The organism is Gottfriedia acidiceleris (assembly GCF_004138285.1).
GTDB classification, from domain to species: domain Bacteria; phylum Bacillota; class Bacilli; order Bacillales; family Bacillaceae_G; genus Gottfriedia; species Gottfriedia acidiceleris_A.
On the sequence record NZ_SCFN01000032.1, the window covers coordinates 17,983 to 40,614 of the forward strand.

Consider the following 22,632-nt stretch of genomic DNA (forward strand, 5'->3'; position numbering starts at 1 on the left):
TAAGATGTCAACGAGCGCAATCGAAACAGAAAAATTAACGTTATCGTATGATGATCGTACAATTATAAACGAATTAAATTTTCAAGTCCCAAAAGGAAAAATCACAGTATTAATTGGGGCAAATGGGTGCGGAAAATCAACATTACTTCGTTCACTTGCAAGACTACTTCAACCAAAAAGTGGAACAATCTTACTTGATGGAAAAGAAATAAGTAAGCGACCTACAAAGGAAATTGCACGCAATCTTTCAATTCTGCCTCAAAGTCCTGTTGCACCAGAAGGTTTAACAGTTTTTCAATTAGTAAAACAAGGAAGATATCCATATCAAACTTGGTTAAAGCAATGGTCAAAAGAAGATGAAGAAAAAGTAAATCATGCCTTGAAAATTACAAATATGTATGAATTAAAGGATCAATTAGTCGATTCATTATCAGGTGGACAACGTCAACGTGCTTGGATTGCGATGACATTGGCTCAGGACACAGATACAATTTTATTAGATGAACCAACAACATATTTAGATTTAACACATCAAATCGAGATTTTAGACTTACTTTACGAATTAAATGAAAAAGAACAGCGTACAATTGTTATGGTACTACATGATATAAACTTAGCATGTCGATATGCACACAACGTTGTTGCGATTTCAAATGGTGAAGTATACGCAGAAGGAGACCCAGAAAACATTATTAATCAGAACTTAATCTGTGACGTTTTCTGTATGAACTGCGATATTGTGAAGGATCCATTATTCGGAACGCCACTTTGCATACCTCATGGCCGAGGAAGAAAAATAATTTAATCAATTTTAAAAAAGGTGTCCTAAAAGTAGGGCACCTTTCATTTAGTATGAGGTGAGAAGAATGACACTATCCGTTAATAATATAAGTGTAGATATACTAGGTAATCCGATTCTTAAAAATATATCTTTTCAAATAAAACAAGGCGAAATTTTTTGTTTAATTGGTACTTCGGGAGCAGGTAAATCAACGTTACTTCGTACATTCAATCGGTTACAAACAGTTAGTAATGGAGAAATTCAATTGAATGGGCAGTCTATTCATTCAATGCCTCCTCAAAAATTACGAAAAAGTGCAGTAATGATTTTACAAACTCCTTCATTATTTGAAGGTACTGTAGAGGATAATATTTTATTTGGTTTAAAGTTGAATAGTGGGTTTGATAAGAATGAATCTAAACTTTTGGCGACTTCCTTATTAGAAAAAGTAGGACTTGAGGGTCAACTATTAGAACGTAATTCTTTTTCTTTATCTATAGGACAACAGCAAAGAGTATCAATCGCCAGAGCAATTGCGATGAAACCTAGCATTTTATTATGTGATGAAATTACTTCAGCGTTAGACCCTCAATCTACTCTACATATACAAGATCTGTTAGTAACCTTAAAAAAAGAAGAAAATATGTCTATTATTGTTGTTACACATAATATGGATTTAGTTCAACAAATAGCTGATCGAGTAGGGTTACTGATTGACGGTAAATTAGTAGAAGTGAGTCCAGTTAATGAATTTTTTAATAATCCAAGCACAGAATTAGGGAAAAATTTTCTTTCTACAATTGCTTAAAGAGGTGAAATAATGGAAGGTAATTTGCATATTACAGGAGTATCTCTGACATTTTTATTAATTATTATTGCTATCGCATTATCCTATTATCAAAAACTTGGTGTTGAAAAAGACATTGGCGTTTCTTCAGTAAGGACCGTAATTCAATTAATGATAATGGGTTATGTACTTGAATACATACTGCAAATTGAACATTTTTTAATTGTCAACATTATTTTATTTTGTATGATTTTATTCGGTGCTCATACTTCGAGTAAAAGGTCACAACAAATTGAAGGAGCATTTTTTATATCTTTTATTAGTATTCTACTAGGTGTCATGATTTCTTTAGGAGTCGTGTTGGTAGCAAACAAAATTGCGTTGAAGGCTCAGTATGTTATTCCGATTTCAAGTATGATTATTAGTACATCAATGAACGCGAATAGTTTAGCATTAACGAGACTTAGAGCAGAAATTCAGGCGAATAAAAATCAAATAGAAGCTGCACTATGCTTAGGAGCAACAACTAAACAAGCATCAAATATTGTCATAAAAAATTCGATTAAAGCTGCCTTAATTCCATCTATTGATCGAGCTAAAACTGTTGGAATCGTTACATTACCAGGCTCGATGACTGGAATGATCTTTGCTGGCATTAGTCCTTTATATGCGATTAAATATCAATTGCTAATAGAATGTATTTTAATTAGTGCAATTGCAGTTAGTGTATTCTCCTCAACACTTCTATCCTATAGAAAATTCTTCACAAAAGACGATTCATTGAAATATGAAACGTTAGTAGAACAAGGATAAGGATAATGGGAGAAGGGGGTAAGTAAAAACTTTTCCTTCTCCCTTTATGCTAAATATTATCCGATTACTCTTAATTGTACATCCATGTTTCCTCTAGTTGCTTTTGAATATGGGCATACACCGTGGGCTGCTTTCACTAGTTCTACGGCTACTTCTGTTGGAACACCTTGTACTTTTACATCAAGTTGAGCAGCTAATTTGAATCCTCCATCAGCAGGGTCTTTACCGATTGTTATGTTTGCAATTACTGATGTAGATTCTAGTTTAATTTTTTGTTGGCGAGCTACTAAATTTAATGCACTGTCAAAGCAAGCTGAATAGCCAGCGGCAAAAAGTTGTTCAGGATTTGTTGCTCCACCAGGTCCGCCTAATTCCACTGGTGGTTTAAGTGATAAATTAATAAAATCATCTGATGAAATAACTCTTCCGTCACGTCCACCTGTAGCAGTTGCTGTAGCAGTATATAATTTTTCCATTACGATCTCTCCTTAATATAAATTATCTATTTTTTACTTTCATTTGCAGATTGAACTTTCTTTAATAATTCTTTTGTTTGGCTTAATATTGTTAAAAATTCCTCTTGAGTAGTATTACTTTCCTTGAAAAATTTCTCAGGTATACAGAAAGCTTTTTCTTTTAATTTAGTACCTTCTTCAGTTAGTGTAATAAATACTTTTCTCTCATCACTTGAATCACGGTTACGGAAAATTAGTCCCGCAGATTCCATTCGTTTTAGCATTGGTGTCAGAGTTCCTGAGTCTAAAAAAAGAGTCTCCCCAAGTTCTTTCACAGTTTGTTGATCTTTTTCCCAAAGTGAAAGCAATGCAAGATATTGTGGATATGTTATGCCGATCTCATCTAAGATTGGACGATATAATTTAGTAATTTCTCGAGAACAAGCATAAATTGAAAAGCATAATTGATTTTCAAGCAAAAGCTGATTTTCTTTATTCATTGATCAACATCCTTCTATATTAGTTGTGCACAATTTAATATGACACAATCATAATTGATGAGAGATAATTTTGCAAGCGATAATAACGATTATTTTTTACCAATTTTTTAATTTTGATTATTAATTGAGCAGGTTTGAAGTGAAAATCAGCTTATTCACAATAAAAAAGCCAGTCAATGTTCAATACATTAACTGGCTGTAAATTTAATTTTTTCTAGACCTAGAAATTAATGATGTTATTTGTAGCATTGTAATTGGTAAGGATGTTTTTTTATGATATGCCAAAAACTTAGGCGTCCAAGAATTAACATATTTCTCTTTAAAGCTTCTTAAACCTTGAAAGTGATATAAAAATTGTCCATATTGATAAATTTGCGCTGCAATTTTCTCACTTGTAAATGAATACTTAGATAGACCCACGTTTGCTAAAGGTGTCATACCGACATTAAAATAATGAAAATTTCTAGACCTGAACCATTCAATTAAGTTAACAAACATAAAGTCCATAATTCCTTTTGGAGCGTCAACTTTATGACGCATTAAATCAATTGAAATCGTTTGATCATTATAGTTTGGCATAATAGATGCAAAAGCAATCATTTTATTTTCATTATTTTTAATAATAGCTACAGGTGCAAGTTTGATGTAATTCTCATCAAAATAGCCAAGTGAAAACCCTTTTTCTTTTCGCCCTTTCAGCCACTCTTGTGATAATTCCTTTAATTCCATAAAGAATTCATTAGAATAAGGTGGTTCAATCATATCAAAACTATACTCTTCGCGTTCAAATTTATTGTAAAGTGCACGAATTCCTTTATTACGTTTTCCTGATAAAGTGAATGTTGAGATATCAGTAAATCCTTCTTCACCAAGTTTAAAGAAATCAAAACCGTTTTCATGTAAATAAGATAGTGAATTTGAGTTTACTTGGTAGAAGACGAGTGTATACCCAAATTGATCAGCATAGTTTAATAATTCCTCAATAGCAGGATATAAACGAGATTTTTCACCAACCGGATCACCTAAAATAACTAATTTGTCTGCATATGGCTGAAAAATAAATAATACTGTCTCATCCTGAGCCCAGAATAAATATTTATCATGTAAAAAAACCAAATGTGAAAGCTCTGTACCACCATACTTATTAAAATGTTCTTTTATTTTTTCTTCTTCAGCTTTCGTATTTATAAATTCAAATTGTTTTCTTTTAACTTTAAAAAATGCGATATAAAAAAATAGTAAAGCAGCTGCAAAACCAAGAACTGCACTAATAACGATATCTCTCGAATTCACAAGTATATAAGGTAAATATTTAGCAGGTATTTTCACATTTGTTTGAGGTAGATTGATATAAGCAATAAGTAAATAACTACCTAAAAAGAAAAATAAAATAAAATTATCAACAATAAGCTTACCCCAAGTTAAAACGAAGCTTTCTCTATAAAATTGTTTCTTTGAAATAAATAATATAAAAGCAACTGTTAATACAAAAAGAGCTTCTTCATAATCTAAACCTTTTGAATACGTTGTAACTGCCCCAACAATTAACATGAATAGTGTAATATACCATGCTCTTTTATCTTTATAATCAATTCCACGAGAGAGTCCTAACAAGGTAAAGCCTGCTGTGACCGAGATTAAATGTGAAATATTAATAATTGTCGAAGGTAAAATTAAATTTAAAAGACTAATTCTAAAAAGCATGCTTGGCACAGCAGCAGAAACTAATAGAATTACGCCAGATAAAAATACCAAAATCGTTAAAAGTTTATGCCCCAAATAAGTAGAAATTTGATTTGGAATATTATTAAATGATTGATTTATTTTATTCCATAATAATTTAAGAGCTAAAATAATACCGCAAGCAAACGGGAAAAAGAAATAACTGAAACGATAAATCAATAAAACAAGAAGTGTCGTTTCCTTATCGATTCCAAAGTATGTAAAACCTAGTAGGAAAATAAAATCAAAAGATCCAAGACCGCCTGGAATCATACTTAAAAGAGCTGCAACAGAGGCCACTAAAAAAACAGGTAATACCTCTATGAGTGAAATATCGATATGTAAAAATAAACAAATGAAGTAAATGAATAATAAAATAAAAGACCATTCACATAAGGAAATGACAACTAGTGAAAGCATATATTTTGCGGAAAAATTCTCCGAGAAAAAATTACGTTTTAAATAAACGACTAAAAACATAACCGGGAAATAACAAATTGCAATGATAATAGCGATATATAAATACTTATATTCATTTAAAAATGATAAATCAAATATTCCAGTAAATAAAACTAAGCTCAATATCGATAATCCAGAAAGTAAGAATATCGTTACACTACTCACTGCTTTAACAATTTCTGGACCGGTACGATCTTTTCGATAAAATAGAGTTCGAATGGTAGTACCTGCAACCCCACCAAGACCAATTAGGTTTGAGGAAGTATTCGCAAGCCAAGCTACCATTAATATTTTTCGAAAACTGAAATCTAATTTTAATAGTCTTACAAGTACGAAGTCATATAAAAACATTGGAGATACGGCTAATATACCTAATGCAAAAATCAAAAAGTACTGTATTAATGTAAGAGACTCCATATAGTTAAAGAACATTTTAAAGTCGAAGTTTAAAAGTACATTTTTTCCAACAAATATAAATGTAACAAGTAATATTGAGATGAAAAATAGTTTAAATAAACCTACTTTACTAATCCGAATCTTATTCATAAGACACTCCTGAAGTTAATATTCAACAAATAAAATAATAGTTATTAGCTTTAGTATTCCATATTATTCCACTATTTAACAAGAAGAATATTAACACGTCTTAGAAAATTTAATAACTTATTATTTTGGAGATAAAAAGTTAATTAGATTTTAATTTTCAGGACGATTTTGCGATTAGCATTAATGAAAATAAGACGTAAATTTTCACTACCGATGCTCGTTTTCAGTGGAGCGAGACCCAAGACTCCTCGTCGTGCCTACTGGGGCTCAGGATTCCCCATTTTCCATAGGAGCCATGGCAGTAAAGTTCAATAATGAGAGTACTATTTTATGATTTATAGAATATTTATAAATGATAATATTTAAATGGGTTTTATATAAAAAAGGGGCCTCTTATTTGGAGGAGTAAAGAATTACAAACCTCTTGTAGAATATTTAAATGATCAAATAAAAGAAATTGTTAAATAACGATTAGAGCATCTAACACTAACTTTTTTCTAGTTGACTTTATAGCTGAATAAGAGTGTAATCGATGATGCAAGCTAAGGAGAGTAAGAAAGAAGTATTTTAATTTGATAGTAATTTTACGGGACTTTTTCAAGGGGGAATTATAATTGAATATAACAAATTTTTTAATTATCCTTGGATTCATTTTTTTTGCCTTAATACTTTTAGTTTTAATAATAGGTACACTATATTTGTTTTTTATAGATCGCAGACAGAAGCAGCATCCAATACTCCGTAATTACCCAGTAATAGGACGAGTTAGGTACTTCTTAGAAACTATTGGACCTGAGTTACGTCAGTATTTATTTAACAATGACCTAGAAGGTAAACCTTTTTCTAGAGATGAATATGAACATATTGTCAAAAAAGCAAAATATAAACGAGATGTCCTTGGGTATGGTTCTAAAAGAGATTTTGAAGAAAAAGGGTATTATATTAAAAATTCGATGTTCCCTAAACTGTCAGAAGAATTAAAAATGGACGAAAAAATAAATGTAACAACAAACCGATATTTATTGATTAAAGAGCCTTTATTTACCCAGAAGGAGGAAAGATTAGAGAAGAATGATTCACTTGCATTTTTATTGGATGATAGTGATGCAATTGTGATAGGTAAAAACACGAGGTATCCTTTTATTGTAAAAGGCCAGATTGGTATGTCTGCTATGAGCTATGGATCCTTAGGTGAAAAGGCTATTACTGCACTCTCAGAGGGATTAGCAATTGCCAAGGGGACATGGATGAATACAGGTGAGGGTGGTTTATCTGAATACCATCTAAAGGGTGGTGTTGATATTATCATGCAAATTGGCCCAGGTTTATTTGGTGTTAGAGATAAAGAGGGGAATTTTAATTGGGATGCCATGAAAGAAAAAAGTAAAATTCCTGAAGTAAAAGCTTTTGAACTTAAATTAGCTCAAGGTGCTAAAACACGCGGTGGACATATTGATGGGGAAAAGGTAACAGAGGAAATTGCAAGAATAAGAATGGTAGAACCGTTTAAATCTATTGATAGTCCTAATCGTTTTCGAGAGTTTCAGGACTTTCCTTCTTTGTTTGACTTTATAGAACAAATCCGAGAACAAACAGGAAAACCAGTAGGAATGAAAGTGGTTATTGGAAGTGGTCATGAAGCTGATGAATTAGCAAAACATATAAAAAGTACTGGGAAAGGCCCTGACTTTATTACAGTAGACGGCGGTGAAGGGGGGACAGGTGCCACATACCAGGAACTGGCGGATAGTGTAGGGTTGCCAATTAAATCTGCATTACCATTAATGGATAATGCTTTAAGAAAATATGGCGTACGTGACCAAGTTAAAATAATAGCTTCAGGAAAATTATTTTCGCCTGATCGAGTAGCAATTGCACTAGCAATGGGGGCTGATCTTGTTAATATCGCAAGAGGATTTATGATTACGATTGGTTGTATCCAAGCATTAAAATGCCACTCCAATGCATGTCCAGTCGGTGTGGCCACAACAGATCCTGATTTACAAAAAGCCCTTGTCATTGATGAAAAAAAATATCGAACAGCTAATTATCTAATTTCAATGCGTGAAGGTTTATTTCGGTTAGCTGCAGCTGCAGGTTTGGATTCCCCTGTCCACTTTCAAAGTGAACATGTCGTTTATAAAGATGAAAAAGGGAAAGTGTGGTCACTGAAGGAAATTTATCACTCAATGGTAGAAAAAGTAGATTAATAATAGTACCTTTACTATACGTATTTTTCGCCGCTAGACCGGACTTTATCAGAAATAGTTTTTTAGGCTCTTAATAGTTGAACAAAGATAGACTACTTAGGTAGTCTTTTTGTGCGACGGGCAGTCGCATAGGGTGCTGACCTAGTCAGCGCCCTTCATTTATTTAGACAGAGAAGTTTAACAACCGTTAAGATTGTAGTTTTCACCTAAAAATTATTAAGTCGTGCTTATAGCCTATTCCGCAAACTCCCAAATCTACATATATTATAAAGATTCGAAAGCCCAAAATAGCATAATACGTTATTCAAAAGGGAGGAAAGTTATTATGACCATCTACAACCATGTACCTTATATTTATAATGAATATTATAGAAATCCACAGCAAGCTGTAAATCCACAACAAATTCTAACACTAATAAACCCAGCTGTTAGTCACGGATTAAAAGAAGCACAACACCTTGGCTATCAACATGCATTAACAGAAGCAGTTGCTATAGGATATTTGATGGGAAAAGGTTACGATTATAATACTGCTTGGAAAACTGTTGAATCTTGGTGGAGACCACCGGGAACGCCTTTACCTACTCCATATTAAAATTTAAAAAGTTGTTTGAATATTTTCATAGCTAAAGAGTATTTTTGAGGAATCATTATTTTAGGAGATTCCTTTTTTGCGTTTTTGGATGTATATATAATATTTGATTTATTTTTTTTGATTGGAATTGGTATTTTGATTTTCCGAATTGGAACAATATTGGATTAGGTTGCTCTTTACTTATATCATCTAGTTTTTAAATAAGATTTAAGTAATTAGGATTCTATTATAGTACGTATCTAAAGTATAATTTAGTTGTACAAAAGAAATCGACTGCAAAGTCGATTTTTTTTATTGAGATAATTGGTAGGTATTTTGAAGAAGGGATTTGTAAACGAACATTGAATGATTAGTTACATATGAAAAAAATGTAAAATTTTAGATTTGAGTGAATACAAAGGAGGAATCTAACCTGAGCGAACTTGAACTGATTAATACATACAAAAACGAGCTTCAAAATTACTCTTCGGAACAGTTAAGGTATAAATCTGAAGAGGCGGTTTGGTCTATTGGTCAAATGTATGACCATTTAATTATTTGTGCCCATGAATATCTCGATAGCATGGAAACTTGTACCACATTAAATGATGAACAACCCTTTGGGAAAACGGAATTTGGTGAGCATTTATATAAGATTGGGGGATTTCCACCAATTAAAATTAAATTACCAGATGAACTAAATGATCCACCTAATAATTCAGATAGTAAGGACGAGCTGATCAGCAGAATCGATCAAGTCATTCTAAGGTTGAGCCATTGGGAATCGAAAGTGGATAATATAAACCCAAATTATAAAGTCAAGCATGGAGGGTTCGGCTGGCTAAATGCAAGGGAATGGTATGATTTGGTTTATATGCATTTTCGTCATCACTTGCGTCAAAAAAGTGAGTTAGAACAAAGGCTTGTTAAGTGACGGGCCTCAGGTGTGTCTTTTGAATGCATTCTTTAAACTAACCGAAATGATAATTTTTATAAATTTAGTTTTTATTATTTTACGAAGAAATAAGGATTTTAAATAGATAAAAAAATAGATAAAACAAAAAGACAAATAATAATAGGGGATGAACAATGAATAAAAATCGGTTGGAAGCTTTTAGTGACGGTGTACTTGCTATCATTATTACAATTATGGTCCTAGAGATTAAGATTCCCCACAGTCCGGATATACATGACTTAATACAACTTTTCCCAACCTTTCTTAGTTATTTACTTAGTTTCATTTATGTAGGTATTTACTGGAACAACCATCATCATATGATACACACTATTCAAAAGGTGACAGGATCAATAATGTGGGCAAATCTTCATTTGCTTTTCTGGTTATCCTTAATTCCTTTTGCTTCTGGTTGGATGGGAGAAAACCATTATAAGCCTTATCCGACAATGCTTTATGGGGTAATACTCTTAATGGCCGCAATAGCTTACTTCATATTACAAGGTATAATTATCCAAAAAGAGGGAAAGAATTCAAAGTTAAAACAGGCTGTAGGTAACGATTGGAAGGGAAAAGCTTCAGTGGTTTGTTACTTATCTGGAGTTTGCACCTCTTTGATTTGGCCTTGGTTCGCTCAAATAATTTATGTAATCGTTGCAATTATGTGGTTATTACCGGACCGTCGAATAGAGAAAGTTATGCAAAGTAAGTAAACAAGTTGTTTTTTTACAATGATTTTGTTTTAAATTAATGACTTTATAAAAAGTGAGGGAGTTAATTATGATGATAAAAGGTTTCGGGGGAATATTTTGGAGGACTAAAAATCTGGATGCTTTAAAAAATTGGTACAGTAAAGTATTGAATGTTGAAATAGAAAATTGGAATGGGACTATTATTAAACCCGATTCTGAAAATGAAACGATCTTTTCTTTCTTTACTGAAGATGACAGTTATTTCCCATCAGAACAGCAAGTGATGTTAAATTTTCAAGTTTATAATCTAGACGAGATGATTAAGCATCTTGAACAAGTGGGTGTACCTCTTGCAAAGGAAAAAGAGATTAGTGATTATGGTAAGTTTGTTTGGATTAAAGATCCAGAAGGTAGATTGGTTGAACTTTGGGAAAAATAACCTGCGCTTGAACTTAAGAAAGGATTGCTGCGGCAATCCTTTTTTCTTTTTCACGAAGTGGTGGTTTGGATTATCTAAAATCAACTAGGAAAAGATTTTTATACTTATCATAATGGTCTTTTATTGGCCCAGTATATTTAAACAAAAGACATATTAGTTTCTTTAAGAAGTAAAATAGTTTACAATTTAGTAGTTGAATTGTAATTTAAGTAATATACATAAAATTAAATGACCATAGATCGCTGAGTTCAATTGAGTGTTTCTTCTATATATAAAGGGACATTTCAATTTTGAAGCGGGGGAACCAATTTTTGTGCAATTGTACTTTGGGGTGAATCCTTTTTAGGTAGGGCTACTTTTTAGGTCCGAATCCGACAGCTAACCTCGTAGGCGTGTAGGGAGAAGGTTTCCAAAATGATGTCTTATTAAGGCACTGGAGATTTTCCCAGTGTCTTTTTTGCATTCAATTTTGATAAATGAAGAAGTAAGTGGGGGTTATGAGGTGCTAGAAATGTATATATTTGGTGGGATTCTTATTTTAACTATGTTAATGGCAGCATTTATGACTCGTAAGGATTCTGTAGTAGATGATGAAAATGGAAAAGATAGATGTGGAAAGTCAGGGAATAGGAAGAGAATCGTTAGAGAGAGAAAATCAGGTAAAGTCGTGAGAATAGATTGAGTATTGTAGAAGATCACGAATTAAAAATAAGTCGAGAAAACTTTTAAAACTTCCTTAAGAGAGTGGTCAATTAAGCCATTCTCTTTTTTTGTAGTTAGTTTTGGTTTCTTAATTCATATTTAGTTCATAATGAGTTTATATAATATGTACATAATTATTTGTAAATGTAAGTAGGTGAATTTATTGAATCATGTAAAAGTATTAGTTGTCGATGATGATGCAAATATTCGGGAGTTAATCTCTATTTTTTTAAGTGGTGAAGGCTATACGGTTATTGAGGCTGAAAATGGTCAAGAAGCATTAACGTTACTGGAAGAAAATAATATTCAAATAGTAGTAGTTGATGTGATGATGCCTGAAGTAGATGGATATGAGCTGACAAAAGAAGTTAAAAAGTATTATGATATTCCGATTTTAATGGTCACAGCAAAAGGTGAATCTCAAGATAAATTAAAGGGCTTTGATCTTGGGGTAGATGATTATGTTGTAAAGCCTTTTGATCCTTTGGAAATCGTAGCCCGTGTCAAAGCTCTATTAAGAAGATTTCAATTACTATCTGATAAAAATATTTTTGTAGGTAATTTAACAATTAATCAAGTTAAATATGAAATTTCGGCGAATGATCAATCAATTACGTTACCATTAAAGGAATTCGAATTATTGTTTAAGCTCGCAAGTCAAGCTGGAAGAATTTTTACGAGGAATGATTTGATTGAGCAAATATGGGGACTTGATTATGAAGGAGATGAACGCACAGTTGATGTGCATATAAAGAGAGTACGAGAGCGACTAAGAGAGTTAAAGGCTACAGTCGAAATCGTTACAATAAGAGGTTTAGGCTATAAATTAGAGGAAAATCACACATGAAAAGCATGTATACGAGATTGGTTTTAATCTTTATTTCAGTTATTTTGCTGAGTTTAGTCATTACTTTTTTTATCGCTTCAAAATACTTTATAAAACACGTTGAAACAGAAGTACAAAGTGATTTAAAAGATGTTGGTGAAAATTTTATTTCCATATACTCTAAACCAGATAATCAAAATGGAGTAGATGCGACATTACAGATTCTTAGTAAAAATTTTTATATAACACTGTATGATGAGTCGGGTAAAATCGTTTTAAGAAATACAGCACTAAAAAAGAACAACATAAAAAAAGTACAAGTATTAAACGTACTAAACAAAAGTAATGTTCAAACAAAAGGTAATCCTTATCTCATAGGCCTCCCTTTTGAAAAGGCTGGGCATGAATATGCATTATTTATTCAGCCCAATATTGATCGTGGGTTCTTTAAAATGCGTAGAGTTTTATTTTTTAGTTTGCTTACAACATTAATAATTGGATCAGTGACATTTTTATTTGTTGCTAAGTTATTAGTAAAGCCAGTAAAAGAGCTAATTCGTGCTACAAAAGAACTGGCAAAAGGTAACTATGACGTACAAGTAACGATTAAACGTAAGGATGAAATTGGACTACTCGCTTCAAACTTTAATCTGATGACGAATAAATTAAACAAGCTAGAAGAAATGAGAAGTGAATTTGTTTCAAATGTTTCTCATGAAATTCAATCACCGCTAACATCTATTAAAGGATTTGCAAAGGTTTTAAGAAATAAGCAATTAACTGAAGAGAAAAAGGAACATTATTTATCCATTATTGAGGCAGAGAGTGAACGTCTTTCTATGATGAGTGAAAGATTATTAAAGCTAGCTTCATTAGATTCTGAGCAACATCCATTCCAGCCTACGACCTACAAATTAGATGAACAAATTCGAAAAATTATATTGGCATTAGAGCCACATTGGGAAAGTAAAAAGCTTCAATTAGTATTAAATTTACCACAAACAGAAATAGTAGCAGATCGTTTACTTCTTGAACAAGTTTGGATTAATTTACTTCAAAATGCGATTAAGTTCTCAAATATAGCTGGGTACATTAAAGTAGATATTTTGGAATTGGATCATAATATTCATGTCCTCATTAGCGATAGTGGATTAGGAATAAGTAAGGAAGATATTGAACGGATATTTGAACGTTTTTATCAAGCAGACCGTTCTAGAAATAAAAAAGGAACTGGGCTTGGTCTTTCGATTGTTCAAAAAATTATCGAAATACATCATGGGAAAATAGAAGTTGAAAGTGGTGTTGGAAAAGGAACCAGCTTTACGATTATCCTACCGAAGAGCTTGTAAAATTAAAAAGTTCAAATTATGTTCTTAATTGTTCATATTCTGTTCATATAGATTTGATAAACTAACCACGTATTAGAATTGTAACCAATCGAAAGGGGAAATAAATACATTATGTTTGCTGGCTTAACGAAATTAAGTTTGAAGAACACAATATCAGTTATTATTTTAAGTGTTCTTGTTTTAATAGGGGGAATTTATTCTGCCCAAAAAATACAAATTGAAACATTTCCTGATGTTTCATTTCCAGCTGTCGCAATACAGGTAGTATACCCTGGTGCATCATCTGAGGATATAGAAACTGAGGTCACTAAACCAATCGAATCAGGTTTAATGAAGCTTGAAAACTATGATCAGTTAACAAGTACTTCAAGTGAAAATATGGCTTCAATCTTTTTGATTTATCCTTTTGGATCGGATATGGATAAGATTGAAAAAGACGTTGATAATGTAATCAATAAAACAAAGTTACCTGAAAAAGCAGAAGCGACAGTTCAACGAATTGCGATGGATTCTGCTCCTATTTATCAAGTTGCAATTGCAAATAACGGTCAAGTAAAAGATTTGCAACAATCAATTGAAAAAGATTTACTTCCCCAAATTAAAAAAATCACTGGCGTTAGTGATGTAAGTCTTCAAGGAACAAAAGATGAAGAAATTCAAATCGTTGTAGATAATAAAAAAGCTGAAGAAAAAGGGATTTCTTTAGACACTATTAAAACAGCAATTCAAGGTCTAGATTACGCAGTGCCATTAGGGTCTGTTGAGAATAATGGAAAAACAGTATCTGTTCGAATGAAAGGTACGTTAAACTCAGTCGATCAAATCAAAAAAACAGTTTTATCTAGTGCAGCTGCCCAAAGTACACAAATGGGTACGATGACTCAGGGGGCACAACTAGGTAGAAGTGCAGGACAAGCACAAACAGTAATGCCAAAAAATGTTACTGTTGCAGACATTGCAGATGTAAAAGTAGTATCGGTTCAAGATCAAATTTCTAGATATAACGGTAAAGAAAGTTATATTTTATCTGTTTCTCAAACACAAGATTCAAATACAGCGGATGTAGCAACATCTGTTAAAAAAGAAATTAAATCATTTAAGAAAGACAATAATGTAGAAACGCATGTCATTATGGATAACGGTAAAGAAATCGAGAAATCCGTTAGTTCTTTAATTAAAGAAGGTCTATTAGGTGCGTTATTTACAGTAGTCGTTATTCTGTTATTCTTAAGAAACATTAGAGCGACAATCATTTCAATTTTATCACTACCAATTTCAATCTTTGCAACAATATCAGTATTAAATTCATTGGGTTATACTTTGAACATTATGACTTTAGGTGGTCTAGTTGTTGCAATTGGACGTATTGTTGATGATAGTATCGTTGTAATTGAAAATATATACAGATGGAAACAACAAAAAGGTAATCAATATAAGAAAAAAGAAATGGCATTATATGCAACTAAAGAAGTAATTGGTGCCATTGCATCATCTACATTTGCAACTGTAGTAGTATTTTTACCTTTAGCATTTGTAAGTGGTATTATTGGAGAATTCTTTAGACCATTTGCTATTTCAGTAGTAGTTTCGATTTTAACTTCTCTAATTGTTGCGATCATTTTAATTCCAACATTAGGAGCAAAATTCTTATCAAAACCATTAAAAGAGCACAGTAATGATACTCGTTTTATGAGAGGCTACGAAAAGTTACTTCGTTCGGCATTAAAACGTAAATTGATTGTTATCTTATTATCAATCGTTTTATTAGCTGGTTCATTATCGATGATTCCTTTATTAGGATTCTCGTTCTTACCTGGTAGTGTAAATAAAACACTTCAAGTGACAGCAACTCTACCATCAAATAGTACTGTGGACCAATCAAATATAGTTGCAAAAGAATTAGAAAAATACTTTGCAGATTCAGACCTAATTGACAGTGTACAAGCTACTGTTGGTGGTAAACGTGATTTTATGATGAATATGGATGGTGGCAAAAATAAAGCAATCTTCCAAATCAATCTAAAAGATGGAAAGAACATGGATAAAGAACTTTCAAAAATCAATAAAGAAGTTCCTTCTATTGTTGATGCGAAAGTAAAAGGTACAACAATCACAGCAAAAGAACTTTCTCAAAATGGTCCTCCAACAGGGAACAATATTGATGTAAATTTATATTCTGCTAACTTTAATGATCTAAAAGAAGCAGCATCAAAAATTGAAAAAGAATTAAATAGTGATGATCGTCTGAAAAATGTTTCTAATAATTTAAAAGATGTACAACCTAAATTAGAAATTACATTAAACGATAAAGCACGCGATGAAAATATTTCAATGTTCCAAGTTATGGGAGCTATTAATGAAAAAATTAACGACGTTGAAATTGGTGATTACGATTTAAACGGAGAAACAAATAAGCTTACTGTAGGTTATAAAAATAAAGCAACTTCAAAAGAAGATATTGAAAAAATTAAATTTATGACTGCAACAGGTCCGAAAGAAGTAAAAGATTATGTTACAATTTCTCAAAAGGATGCACCTGTTTCAATCAACCATGAAGATGGAAAAATGTATGCATCAGTAAGTGCGGTTGTAAAAGGTAAAGACACAGCAGCAATTACAAAAGAAGTAACAAATCACTTAAATAAAATTGATTTACCAAAAAGCGTTGATATGAAAATCGGCGGCGGTTTAGATATGATTACAGATGGATTCAGTGATTTAGGATTAGCAATGGTAGTTGCTGTTGGATTAGTATTCTTAATCATGAGCATGACATTTGGTGGTTTAAGAACACCGTTTGTTATTTTAACATCATTAATCTTTGTACCAGTCGGAGCTTTCTTAGCGTTATTTATTGGCAAGCAAACACTATCAATGAGTGCAATGATTGGACTATTAATGTTGATCGGTATTGTAGTAACGAATGCGGTTGTATTATTAGACCGTGTCGAACATAACCGTAAAAATGGATTAGATATAACTGACGCATTAATTGAGGCTTCAAAGACAAGATTACGTCCAATCCTAATGACAGCATTAGCGACAATTCTTGCATTAGTACCAATGGCCCTTTCAAATTCAACATCTGGCTTAATTTCGAAAGGTTTAGCAGTAACTGTAATTGGTGGTTTAACAACTTCAACATTCTTAACACTAATCATCATTCCAGTTATTTATAAGTTAGTAAGCAAAAAGAAAAAGATTGAAGAATAATTGATGAAGTGTGCCTCACATAAATAGTGGGGCACTCTTTTATATTTAAAACAAAACTCTGTTAAATGAAAAACTAAAAAAGAGCTTAGGCACAAACGCTGCCTAAGCTCCTCGTATTATTTAGGTTCATAATCAAAATGTAATTCATTATTTTCATTTACAATTACGTTTAAATTATAATCTTTAAAATACCATAAATCTGTTTCGTTTATAAAATAGACAACGTTATCAATAGTAATAGATTCCCCGATGTCTACAGGTTGTTCTTTAGTAACTCCTAAAGAATAGCCTTTATGTATTGTACTATTTCCACCGTATCGCGCGAAAAAACGAATTGTATCTCCTTCTTTTACATTCATCTCATCTTGAAACCATTTTAATGCATCTTCAGAAATTGTAATTTTCATTGTAACCGACCTTTCTTTATCTTATAAAAATATTATAGTATGAATGTGAAAAACTATACAGAAAAGTGATGTTAAGTGTAAAAAGTGCTGAACGAAATCGTAATTAGAATAAGAGAAGAAAACCCTCATCAGGTTTTCTTCTCTTATTGAAGTATTTTGGGACAGTCGCTTAAGACTAATCTATTTTATTTTTTGAAAAATGATAGTATGTTGTTTTTAAATAGAATAAATAGTGAAATGACGACAAATCCATAATAGACGATTTGTTCAACTAGTGGTGTAGCATCTACAAATGAGAAAATTCCTTCAGTAAATACTTTTCCACCAAAGAAAATTAATAGAATACCTAGTAAAGTAAAAATGACTTTAATATTTAAATTAATTGTAGTTTTGATAAATAAATATGCGATTAAGACAGCTGCAATAATACCTAGTAAAATAGAAATCATACCAACAAAAGCGATGGATTGTGCATTTGACAAAACAAACAGTACAAGCTCTAAGCCTTCACGGATCACAAACACGCTTGCCATTAAAAATAATGAAATACTACTATCTTTAATTTTAACTTCTGATTTTAGCTTATCTGAAATATTAATGCTACTTTGACCACTTAACCAATAGATAAAATAGAAGATTAGCGATGCTGCAATTAATTGGATTACACCTTCAATAGTATGTTCAACATTTCCATCTAGTTCACCGAATGTTGTAAATAAGAAAAATCCGGCAAAAATACTAACTAATACTCCAAGTATTGTACCGTAAATTACTGACTTAATTAAATGCTCTTTTTTACTCTGAATTAAAGTGATGAGTAAGAACCCGATTACTAAGGAAACCTCAAGGCCTTCTCGCAAAGCTATTAAAAAATTAGCATTCAACTCACTATCATCCTCCCGAATATATTTAAATCTACTAACTAGACTATTCGGTAATAGTAGAAACGGACACTATTTTATTAATAAATAGGCATAATAAGTTATGTGGTAAAATTAATTAATATAAAATAGCCTAAAATGTGAATTTTAGAAGGGGAAAAAATGGAATCTTTTACAAGTAGAGCGATTGAAATTATTAAAAATATACCACCAGGAAAAGTAATGACTTATGGTCAAGTTGCAAAATTGGCAGGAAGTCCAAGAGGAGCTAGACAGGTTGTAAGAATCTTACACTCGATGGGCCAAAAATACCAATTGCCATGGCATAGAGTTATAAATGCTAAAGGTGAAATAGGAATCCAAGATGAAGAAGGATTTTTAAGGCAAAAGCGTTTCCTCCAAAACGAAGGGGTCAAATTTGCAAGCGAGAGAACTATTAACTTGAAGGAATATCAAGTAAGTGTAGTTCTTGAGAAAGAAGATGTGGATTTAATTTAGGATGAAAGAAAAGGTGCATTTTAACTAGATAGATTTAGAATGGGATTGCTACTCAAAATTCATTAGTAAATGGATTTTGGGTATTTTTTTCACTAAGAAAAATGGTGAATACTCGATGTTGTAGCCAATTCTATAAATAAAGTATACGTGCAACTACGACTCTGTCTTCACTTAAAAGCTCGTCAATCGACGAGTTTTCTTTATTTGAAAATCACTATAATTAAAACATTGTTACGCACAATGTTGTTGTGAAATTGGAAGAATGTTATGTCAAAAGTGTTACCCTTGAATACTTTACAATGAAACATTGTTTTGTTATACTCGTGTCAGGAGGAATGTCATATGAGTGAAGAATTAATTTCCAAAAAAGACTTACTACAACTTACAGGCATATCGTACGGACAACTTTATAGATGGAAAAGGAAAAACATTATTCCTGAAGAGTGGTTTATGAAAAAATCAAGCTTTACTGGACAGGAAACGTTTTTTCCAAAACAGAAAATTTTGGATCGGATTGAAAAAATAAAAGAGTTGAAGGATGATCAATCATTAGATGATATTGCTAGAGTGTTTTCAATCAATGAAGAAATCGTTTCTGATCGTGGGAATGCTACTTTATCTTTGGAGCAAATCCCTAAACAAGTCGTACAAATATATCAATCACTTTTTCCAAATACTAAATTAGAGCATTTAGGTACGGTTCAACTATGTTCATTACTTTTTGTAAACGAGTGGCTTTCAAAAGGGAGTGTAACAATAGATGAAATAAAGCAATTTTTAAATTTGGTTGAAACGCATAAAAACCAAATTAACTTGGATGAAGCGACTGTCATTTATATTCGGAAATTTGGTATGGGTACATGGATTATTGGAAATCAACATGAAACGTTTGTTGATCAAAAGGATTCGATCTTAATCAATGTTACTCTCTCGAGCTATTTAAATAAATCGATTAAATAAATTAATGGAGGAGAGATTATAGTGAGCGTGCAAGCAAAGCAGGATGCGATTATTAACGGTTCTGGAACAATTGGTACTGGCAAATACGATGACGTTAGAATTAGTGGAAGCGGACGTATACTTGGTGATATTTTTTGTCATGAAGTGAAGGTAAGTGGCTCAGCAAAATTCAATGGAAAAGTCGAAACTGAATATTTTAATTGCAGTGGAAGCGCTAAATGTCTAAGTGATGTTGATGCAAAAAAAATAAGTGTCAGTGGATCGGCTTCGATTGATGGTAAAGTTTCTGGTGGAGATGTGAATGTTAGCGGTAGCTTTAAAACAAAGGGTGACTTAAATGTTCAAAGTATTAATGTTTCAGGCTCAATGAAAACGACAGGAATAGTGAAGGCTGAGGTAATTACTGTAAAAGGATCACTTTCTACAGAAAAAGGATCTGAATGTGAAGTATTTACAGCTAAAGGTCACTTGTCAATGAATGGTTTATTAAATGCAGAAAACGTAAAAATTACTCACGGTGGATTTGGCTATTTACCTCATAATGGATTTAGCTATATACCTGAAATTGGTGGAGAAACGATTGAAATTAGTCGATTCGATGACAATAATATATTTTCACGTGTTTTTACTAAACTTTTTAATAATCGATTGAACTTCAAATCAGATGTAATTGAGGGAAGTGCTGTAAAGATTGATTATACGACAGCGAGCGTAGTACGAGGAGATGCTGTAACAATTGGACCAAAGTGTGTAATCGACCTTGTGGAATATACAGAAGATGTTCAGATACATCCTTCAGCAAAGGTAAAGGATGTAAAGAAAATAGAACTATAAGCGGCTTAAGGGATATCCTGAGTTGCTTTTTTTTGTTTCCGTAAAAACGGGTTTTATAATAAAGCTGCGAGGCAGTTAGAATTGAAAGTTCTAATAAGATGCAAGCTTTCTCTTTATTTCGGTTATTGAACTATAGTTAGTAGAATGTTAAGATAATAATGTGCAAACGGTTGCAATGAAATTGTATTTATTTTTTATTGAAGGCTACTAATATAGTCAATATTGAAAACGCTTTTATGTATTTGGAGGAGAGAGATTATGAAAAATCAAAGTTGGTGGAAGGAAGCGGTTGCTTACCAAATTTATCCACGTAGCTTTATGGATTCAAATGGTGATGGAATTGGCGACTTAAGAGGTGTAATTTCGAAATTAGATTATTTAAAGGAACTCGGTATAGATGTTATTTGGATTTGTCCATTTTACAAATCACCAAATGATGATAATGGTTACGATATCTCGGACTATCAGGACATTATGGATGAGTTTGGCACAATGGCTGATTTTGATGAGCTATTAGAGAATGTTCACGAAAGAGGAATGAAGTTAATTTTAGATTTAGTAGTCAATCATACTAGTGATGAGCATCCTTGGTTTTTAGAATCTAAAAAATCTAAAGATAATCCTTATAGAGACTACTATATTTGGAGAGAAGGAAAAAAATCAGGTCATGAACCAAATAACTGGGAAAGTATTTTCGGTGGATCTGCATGGGAATATGATGAAGCAACAGAAGAATATTTCTTACACTTATTTTCAAAAAAACAGCCTGATTTAAATTGGGAGAACAAAGAAGTAAGACAAAAAGTATATGACATGATTAATTGGTGGTTAGATAAAGGAATCGACGGTTTCAGAGTAGACGCAATCAGTCATATAAGAAAAAGACCAGGTTTTCCAGATATGCCAAATCCAAAGAAAGAGAAATATGTGGCAAGCTTTGATATGCACATGAATCAAGAAGGAATTCACAAATATCTGGATGAACTAAAACGTGAAACATTTGATAAATATGACATCATGACAGTCGGGGAAGCAAATGGTGTAACAACGAAAGATGCACACCTGTGGGTTGGAGAAAAAGAAGGTAAGTTCAATATGATTTTCCAATTTGAAAGTTTAGATCTTTGGAAGAAAACAGATGAATCTGAAACTTCGATCGCCGATTTAAAAGAAGTACTTACTAAATGGCAAACTGGTTTAGAAGGATATGGATGGAATGCTTTATTTATTGAGAACCATGATATACCTAGAGCAGTCAGTACATTAGGAAACGATGATGAAGCATTTTGGAAAATTTCAGCAAAAGCTATTGGGGTAATGTATTTCTTTATGCAAGGAACGCCATTCATTTACCAAGGGCAAGAAATTGGAATGACAAATGTTCATTACACATCAATCAACGATTATAATGATGTAAGTGCAAAAAATATGTATAATACAATGATTGAAAATGGTTCAACTGAACAAGATGTTCTAGACATTTTATGGAAAACAGGCCGTGATAATTCTCGCACACCTATGCAATGGAACAGTACAAAGAATGCTGGATTTACAACGGGTAAACCTTGGCTTAAAACGAATGATAACTTTAATGAAATAAATGTTGAAATTCAAGAAAAAGACGCAGACTCTATTTTATCATTCTATAAAAAGATGATTACTTTACGTAAAGAAAATAAAGCACTAGTTTATGCACCGTATGAATATCTAGACGTTAAAAATGAACCTGTTTATGCATACACTCGAAATGGTGAAAAAGAAACATTCTTAGTGATTACTAATTTATCTTCAGAGAAACAAAAATTTATTCTACCGAAAGAACTTACGAAAAAAAATGTACAATTAAGTTTAACTAACCTTGAATTAACAGATCACCAATTAGTTGAAAACATGGAATTTAAACCTTTTGAAGCTAGAGTTTATCGCTTAATTTAATTTTGTTAAATGGTATTTACAAAACAGACTGTCGAATGACAGTCTGTTTTCACGTTGTTGAAAAACAATCTTGTCAATTAATTACCAAATTTTC

The 22,632-nt window shown here is 32.1% G+C and carries 21 protein-coding genes and 1 riboswitch; of the genes, 16 read left to right on the top strand and 5 right to left on the bottom strand.

Going from position 1 to position 22,632, the window contains the following annotated elements:
- The first annotated feature begins 4 nt into the window (after positions 1–4).
- The 3 genes from EP747_RS22780 to EP747_RS22790 all read left to right on the top strand — a co-directional run bounded on the left by EP747_RS22780 (position 5) and on the right by EP747_RS22790 (position 2,381).
- Complete coding sequence (locus tag EP747_RS22780) at positions 5–805, top strand: ABC transporter ATP-binding protein (protein WP_129692274.1); 801 nt, start codon at positions 5–7, stop codon at positions 803–805.
- Positions 806–866: 61 nt separating this feature from the next.
- Complete coding sequence (locus EP747_RS22785; protein WP_129692275.1) at positions 867–1,589, top strand: ATP-binding cassette domain-containing protein; 723 nt, start codon at positions 867–869, stop codon at positions 1,587–1,589.
- 12 nt (positions 1,590–1,601) lie between these two features.
- Positions 1,602–2,381 carry an ABC transporter permease gene (locus EP747_RS22790; protein WP_129692276.1) on the top strand — a complete coding sequence of 260 codons (780 nt, stop codon included), beginning with the start codon at positions 1,602–1,604 and terminating at the stop codon, positions 2,379–2,381.
- 56 nt (positions 2,382–2,437) lie between these two features.
- On the opposite strand, the gene EP747_RS22795 is transcribed toward EP747_RS22790, so the two are convergent.
- The 3 genes from EP747_RS22795 to mprF all read right to left on the bottom strand — a co-directional run bounded on the left by EP747_RS22795 (position 2,438) and on the right by mprF (position 6,063).
- On the bottom strand, positions 2,438–2,857 hold the full coding sequence (locus EP747_RS22795) for an organic hydroperoxide resistance protein (RefSeq protein WP_129692277.1): 420 nt from the start codon (positions 2,855–2,857) through the stop codon (positions 2,438–2,440).
- Positions 2,858–2,883: 26 nt separating this feature from the next.
- Entirely contained in the window at positions 2,884–3,336 is a 453-nt protein-coding gene (locus EP747_RS22800; RefSeq protein ID WP_129692278.1) for a MarR family winged helix-turn-helix transcriptional regulator, read from the bottom strand.
- Between the two features lie 204 nt (positions 3,337–3,540).
- Positions 3,541–6,063 (bottom strand): bifunctional lysylphosphatidylglycerol flippase/synthetase MprF, encoded by a 2,523-nt coding sequence (gene mprF / locus EP747_RS22805; RefSeq protein ID WP_129692279.1) that lies wholly within the window; start codon positions 6,061–6,063, stop codon positions 3,541–3,543.
- Positions 6,064–6,677: 614 nt separating this feature from the next.
- On the opposite strand from mprF, the gene EP747_RS22810 reads away from it, so the two are divergent.
- The 9 genes from EP747_RS22810 to EP747_RS22850 all read left to right on the top strand — a co-directional run bounded on the left by EP747_RS22810 (position 6,678) and on the right by EP747_RS22850 (position 17,023).
- The gene (locus EP747_RS22810; protein WP_129692280.1) at positions 6,678–8,273 is read left to right on the top strand and encodes an FMN-binding glutamate synthase family protein; all 1,596 of its coding nucleotides are present in this window, start codon (positions 6,678–6,680) and stop codon (positions 8,271–8,273) included.
- A gap of 325 nt (positions 8,274–8,598) precedes the next feature.
- Positions 8,599–8,868 (top strand): hypothetical protein, encoded by a 270-nt coding sequence (locus tag EP747_RS22815; RefSeq protein ID WP_129692281.1) that lies wholly within the window; start codon positions 8,599–8,601, stop codon positions 8,866–8,868.
- A 388-nt stretch (positions 8,869–9,256) separates the two neighbouring features.
- Positions 9,257–9,781, top strand: coding sequence for a DinB family protein (locus EP747_RS22820; RefSeq protein WP_235832976.1), 525 nt, complete (start codon positions 9,257–9,259; stop codon positions 9,779–9,781).
- A gap of 155 nt (positions 9,782–9,936) precedes the next feature.
- Positions 9,937–10,515, top strand: coding sequence for a TMEM175 family protein (locus EP747_RS22825; RefSeq protein WP_129692282.1), 579 nt, complete (start codon positions 9,937–9,939; stop codon positions 10,513–10,515).
- 70 nt (positions 10,516–10,585) lie between these two features.
- On the top strand, positions 10,586–10,933 hold the full coding sequence (locus EP747_RS22830; protein ID WP_129692294.1) for a VOC family protein: 348 nt from the start codon (positions 10,586–10,588) through the stop codon (positions 10,931–10,933).
- 267 nt (positions 10,934–11,200) lie between these two features.
- Positions 11,201–11,340: riboswitch (cyclic di-AMP (ydaO/yuaA leader) on the top strand.
- 41 nt (positions 11,341–11,381) lie between these two features.
- Positions 11,382–11,615 (top strand): hypothetical protein, encoded by a 234-nt coding sequence (locus EP747_RS22835; RefSeq protein WP_129692283.1) that lies wholly within the window; start codon positions 11,382–11,384, stop codon positions 11,613–11,615.
- A gap of 183 nt (positions 11,616–11,798) precedes the next feature.
- A complete protein-coding gene (locus EP747_RS22840; RefSeq protein WP_129692284.1) occupies positions 11,799–12,482 on the top strand; it encodes a response regulator transcription factor in 684 nt (227 codons plus the stop codon).
- Positions 12,479–13,810, top strand: coding sequence for a sensor histidine kinase (locus tag EP747_RS22845; RefSeq protein ID WP_129692285.1), 1,332 nt, complete (start codon positions 12,479–12,481; stop codon positions 13,808–13,810). Before EP747_RS22840 ends, EP747_RS22845 begins: the two co-directional genes overlap by 4 nt.
- A gap of 111 nt (positions 13,811–13,921) precedes the next feature.
- Positions 13,922–17,023, top strand: coding sequence for an efflux RND transporter permease subunit (locus EP747_RS22850; protein ID WP_129692286.1), 3,102 nt, complete (start codon positions 13,922–13,924; stop codon positions 17,021–17,023).
- Between the two features lie 116 nt (positions 17,024–17,139).
- Here EP747_RS22850 and EP747_RS22855 read toward each other — a convergent pair whose 3' ends face one another.
- The gene (locus tag EP747_RS22855) at positions 17,140–17,430 is read right to left on the bottom strand and encodes a HesB/YadR/YfhF family protein (protein ID WP_098231157.1); all 291 of its coding nucleotides are present in this window, start codon (positions 17,428–17,430) and stop codon (positions 17,140–17,142) included.
- A 185-nt stretch (positions 17,431–17,615) separates the two neighbouring features.
- On the bottom strand, positions 17,616–18,314 hold the full coding sequence (locus tag EP747_RS22860; RefSeq protein ID WP_165347238.1) for an FTR1 family protein: 699 nt from the start codon (positions 18,312–18,314) through the stop codon (positions 17,616–17,618).
- A gap of 159 nt (positions 18,315–18,473) precedes the next feature.
- Here EP747_RS22860 and EP747_RS22865 point away from each other — a divergent pair, with 159 nt between their 5' ends.
- The 4 genes from EP747_RS22865 (at position 18,474) to EP747_RS22880 (ending at position 22,538) form a co-directional block, all read left to right on the top strand.
- The gene (locus EP747_RS22865; RefSeq protein ID WP_129692288.1) at positions 18,474–18,809 is read left to right on the top strand and encodes an MGMT family protein; all 336 of its coding nucleotides are present in this window, start codon (positions 18,474–18,476) and stop codon (positions 18,807–18,809) included.
- Between the two features lie 342 nt (positions 18,810–19,151).
- Positions 19,152–19,769, top strand: coding sequence for a DUF4004 family protein (locus tag EP747_RS22870; protein WP_129692289.1), 618 nt, complete (start codon positions 19,152–19,154; stop codon positions 19,767–19,769).
- Between the two features lie 21 nt (positions 19,770–19,790).
- Positions 19,791–20,603 (top strand): polymer-forming cytoskeletal protein, encoded by an 813-nt coding sequence (locus EP747_RS22875; protein WP_165347240.1) that lies wholly within the window; start codon positions 19,791–19,793, stop codon positions 20,601–20,603.
- Between the two features lie 258 nt (positions 20,604–20,861).
- Entirely contained in the window at positions 20,862–22,538 is a 1,677-nt protein-coding gene (locus tag EP747_RS22880) for a glycoside hydrolase family 13 protein (protein WP_129692291.1), read from the top strand.
- The last annotated feature ends 94 nt before the right edge of the window (positions 22,539–22,632 follow it).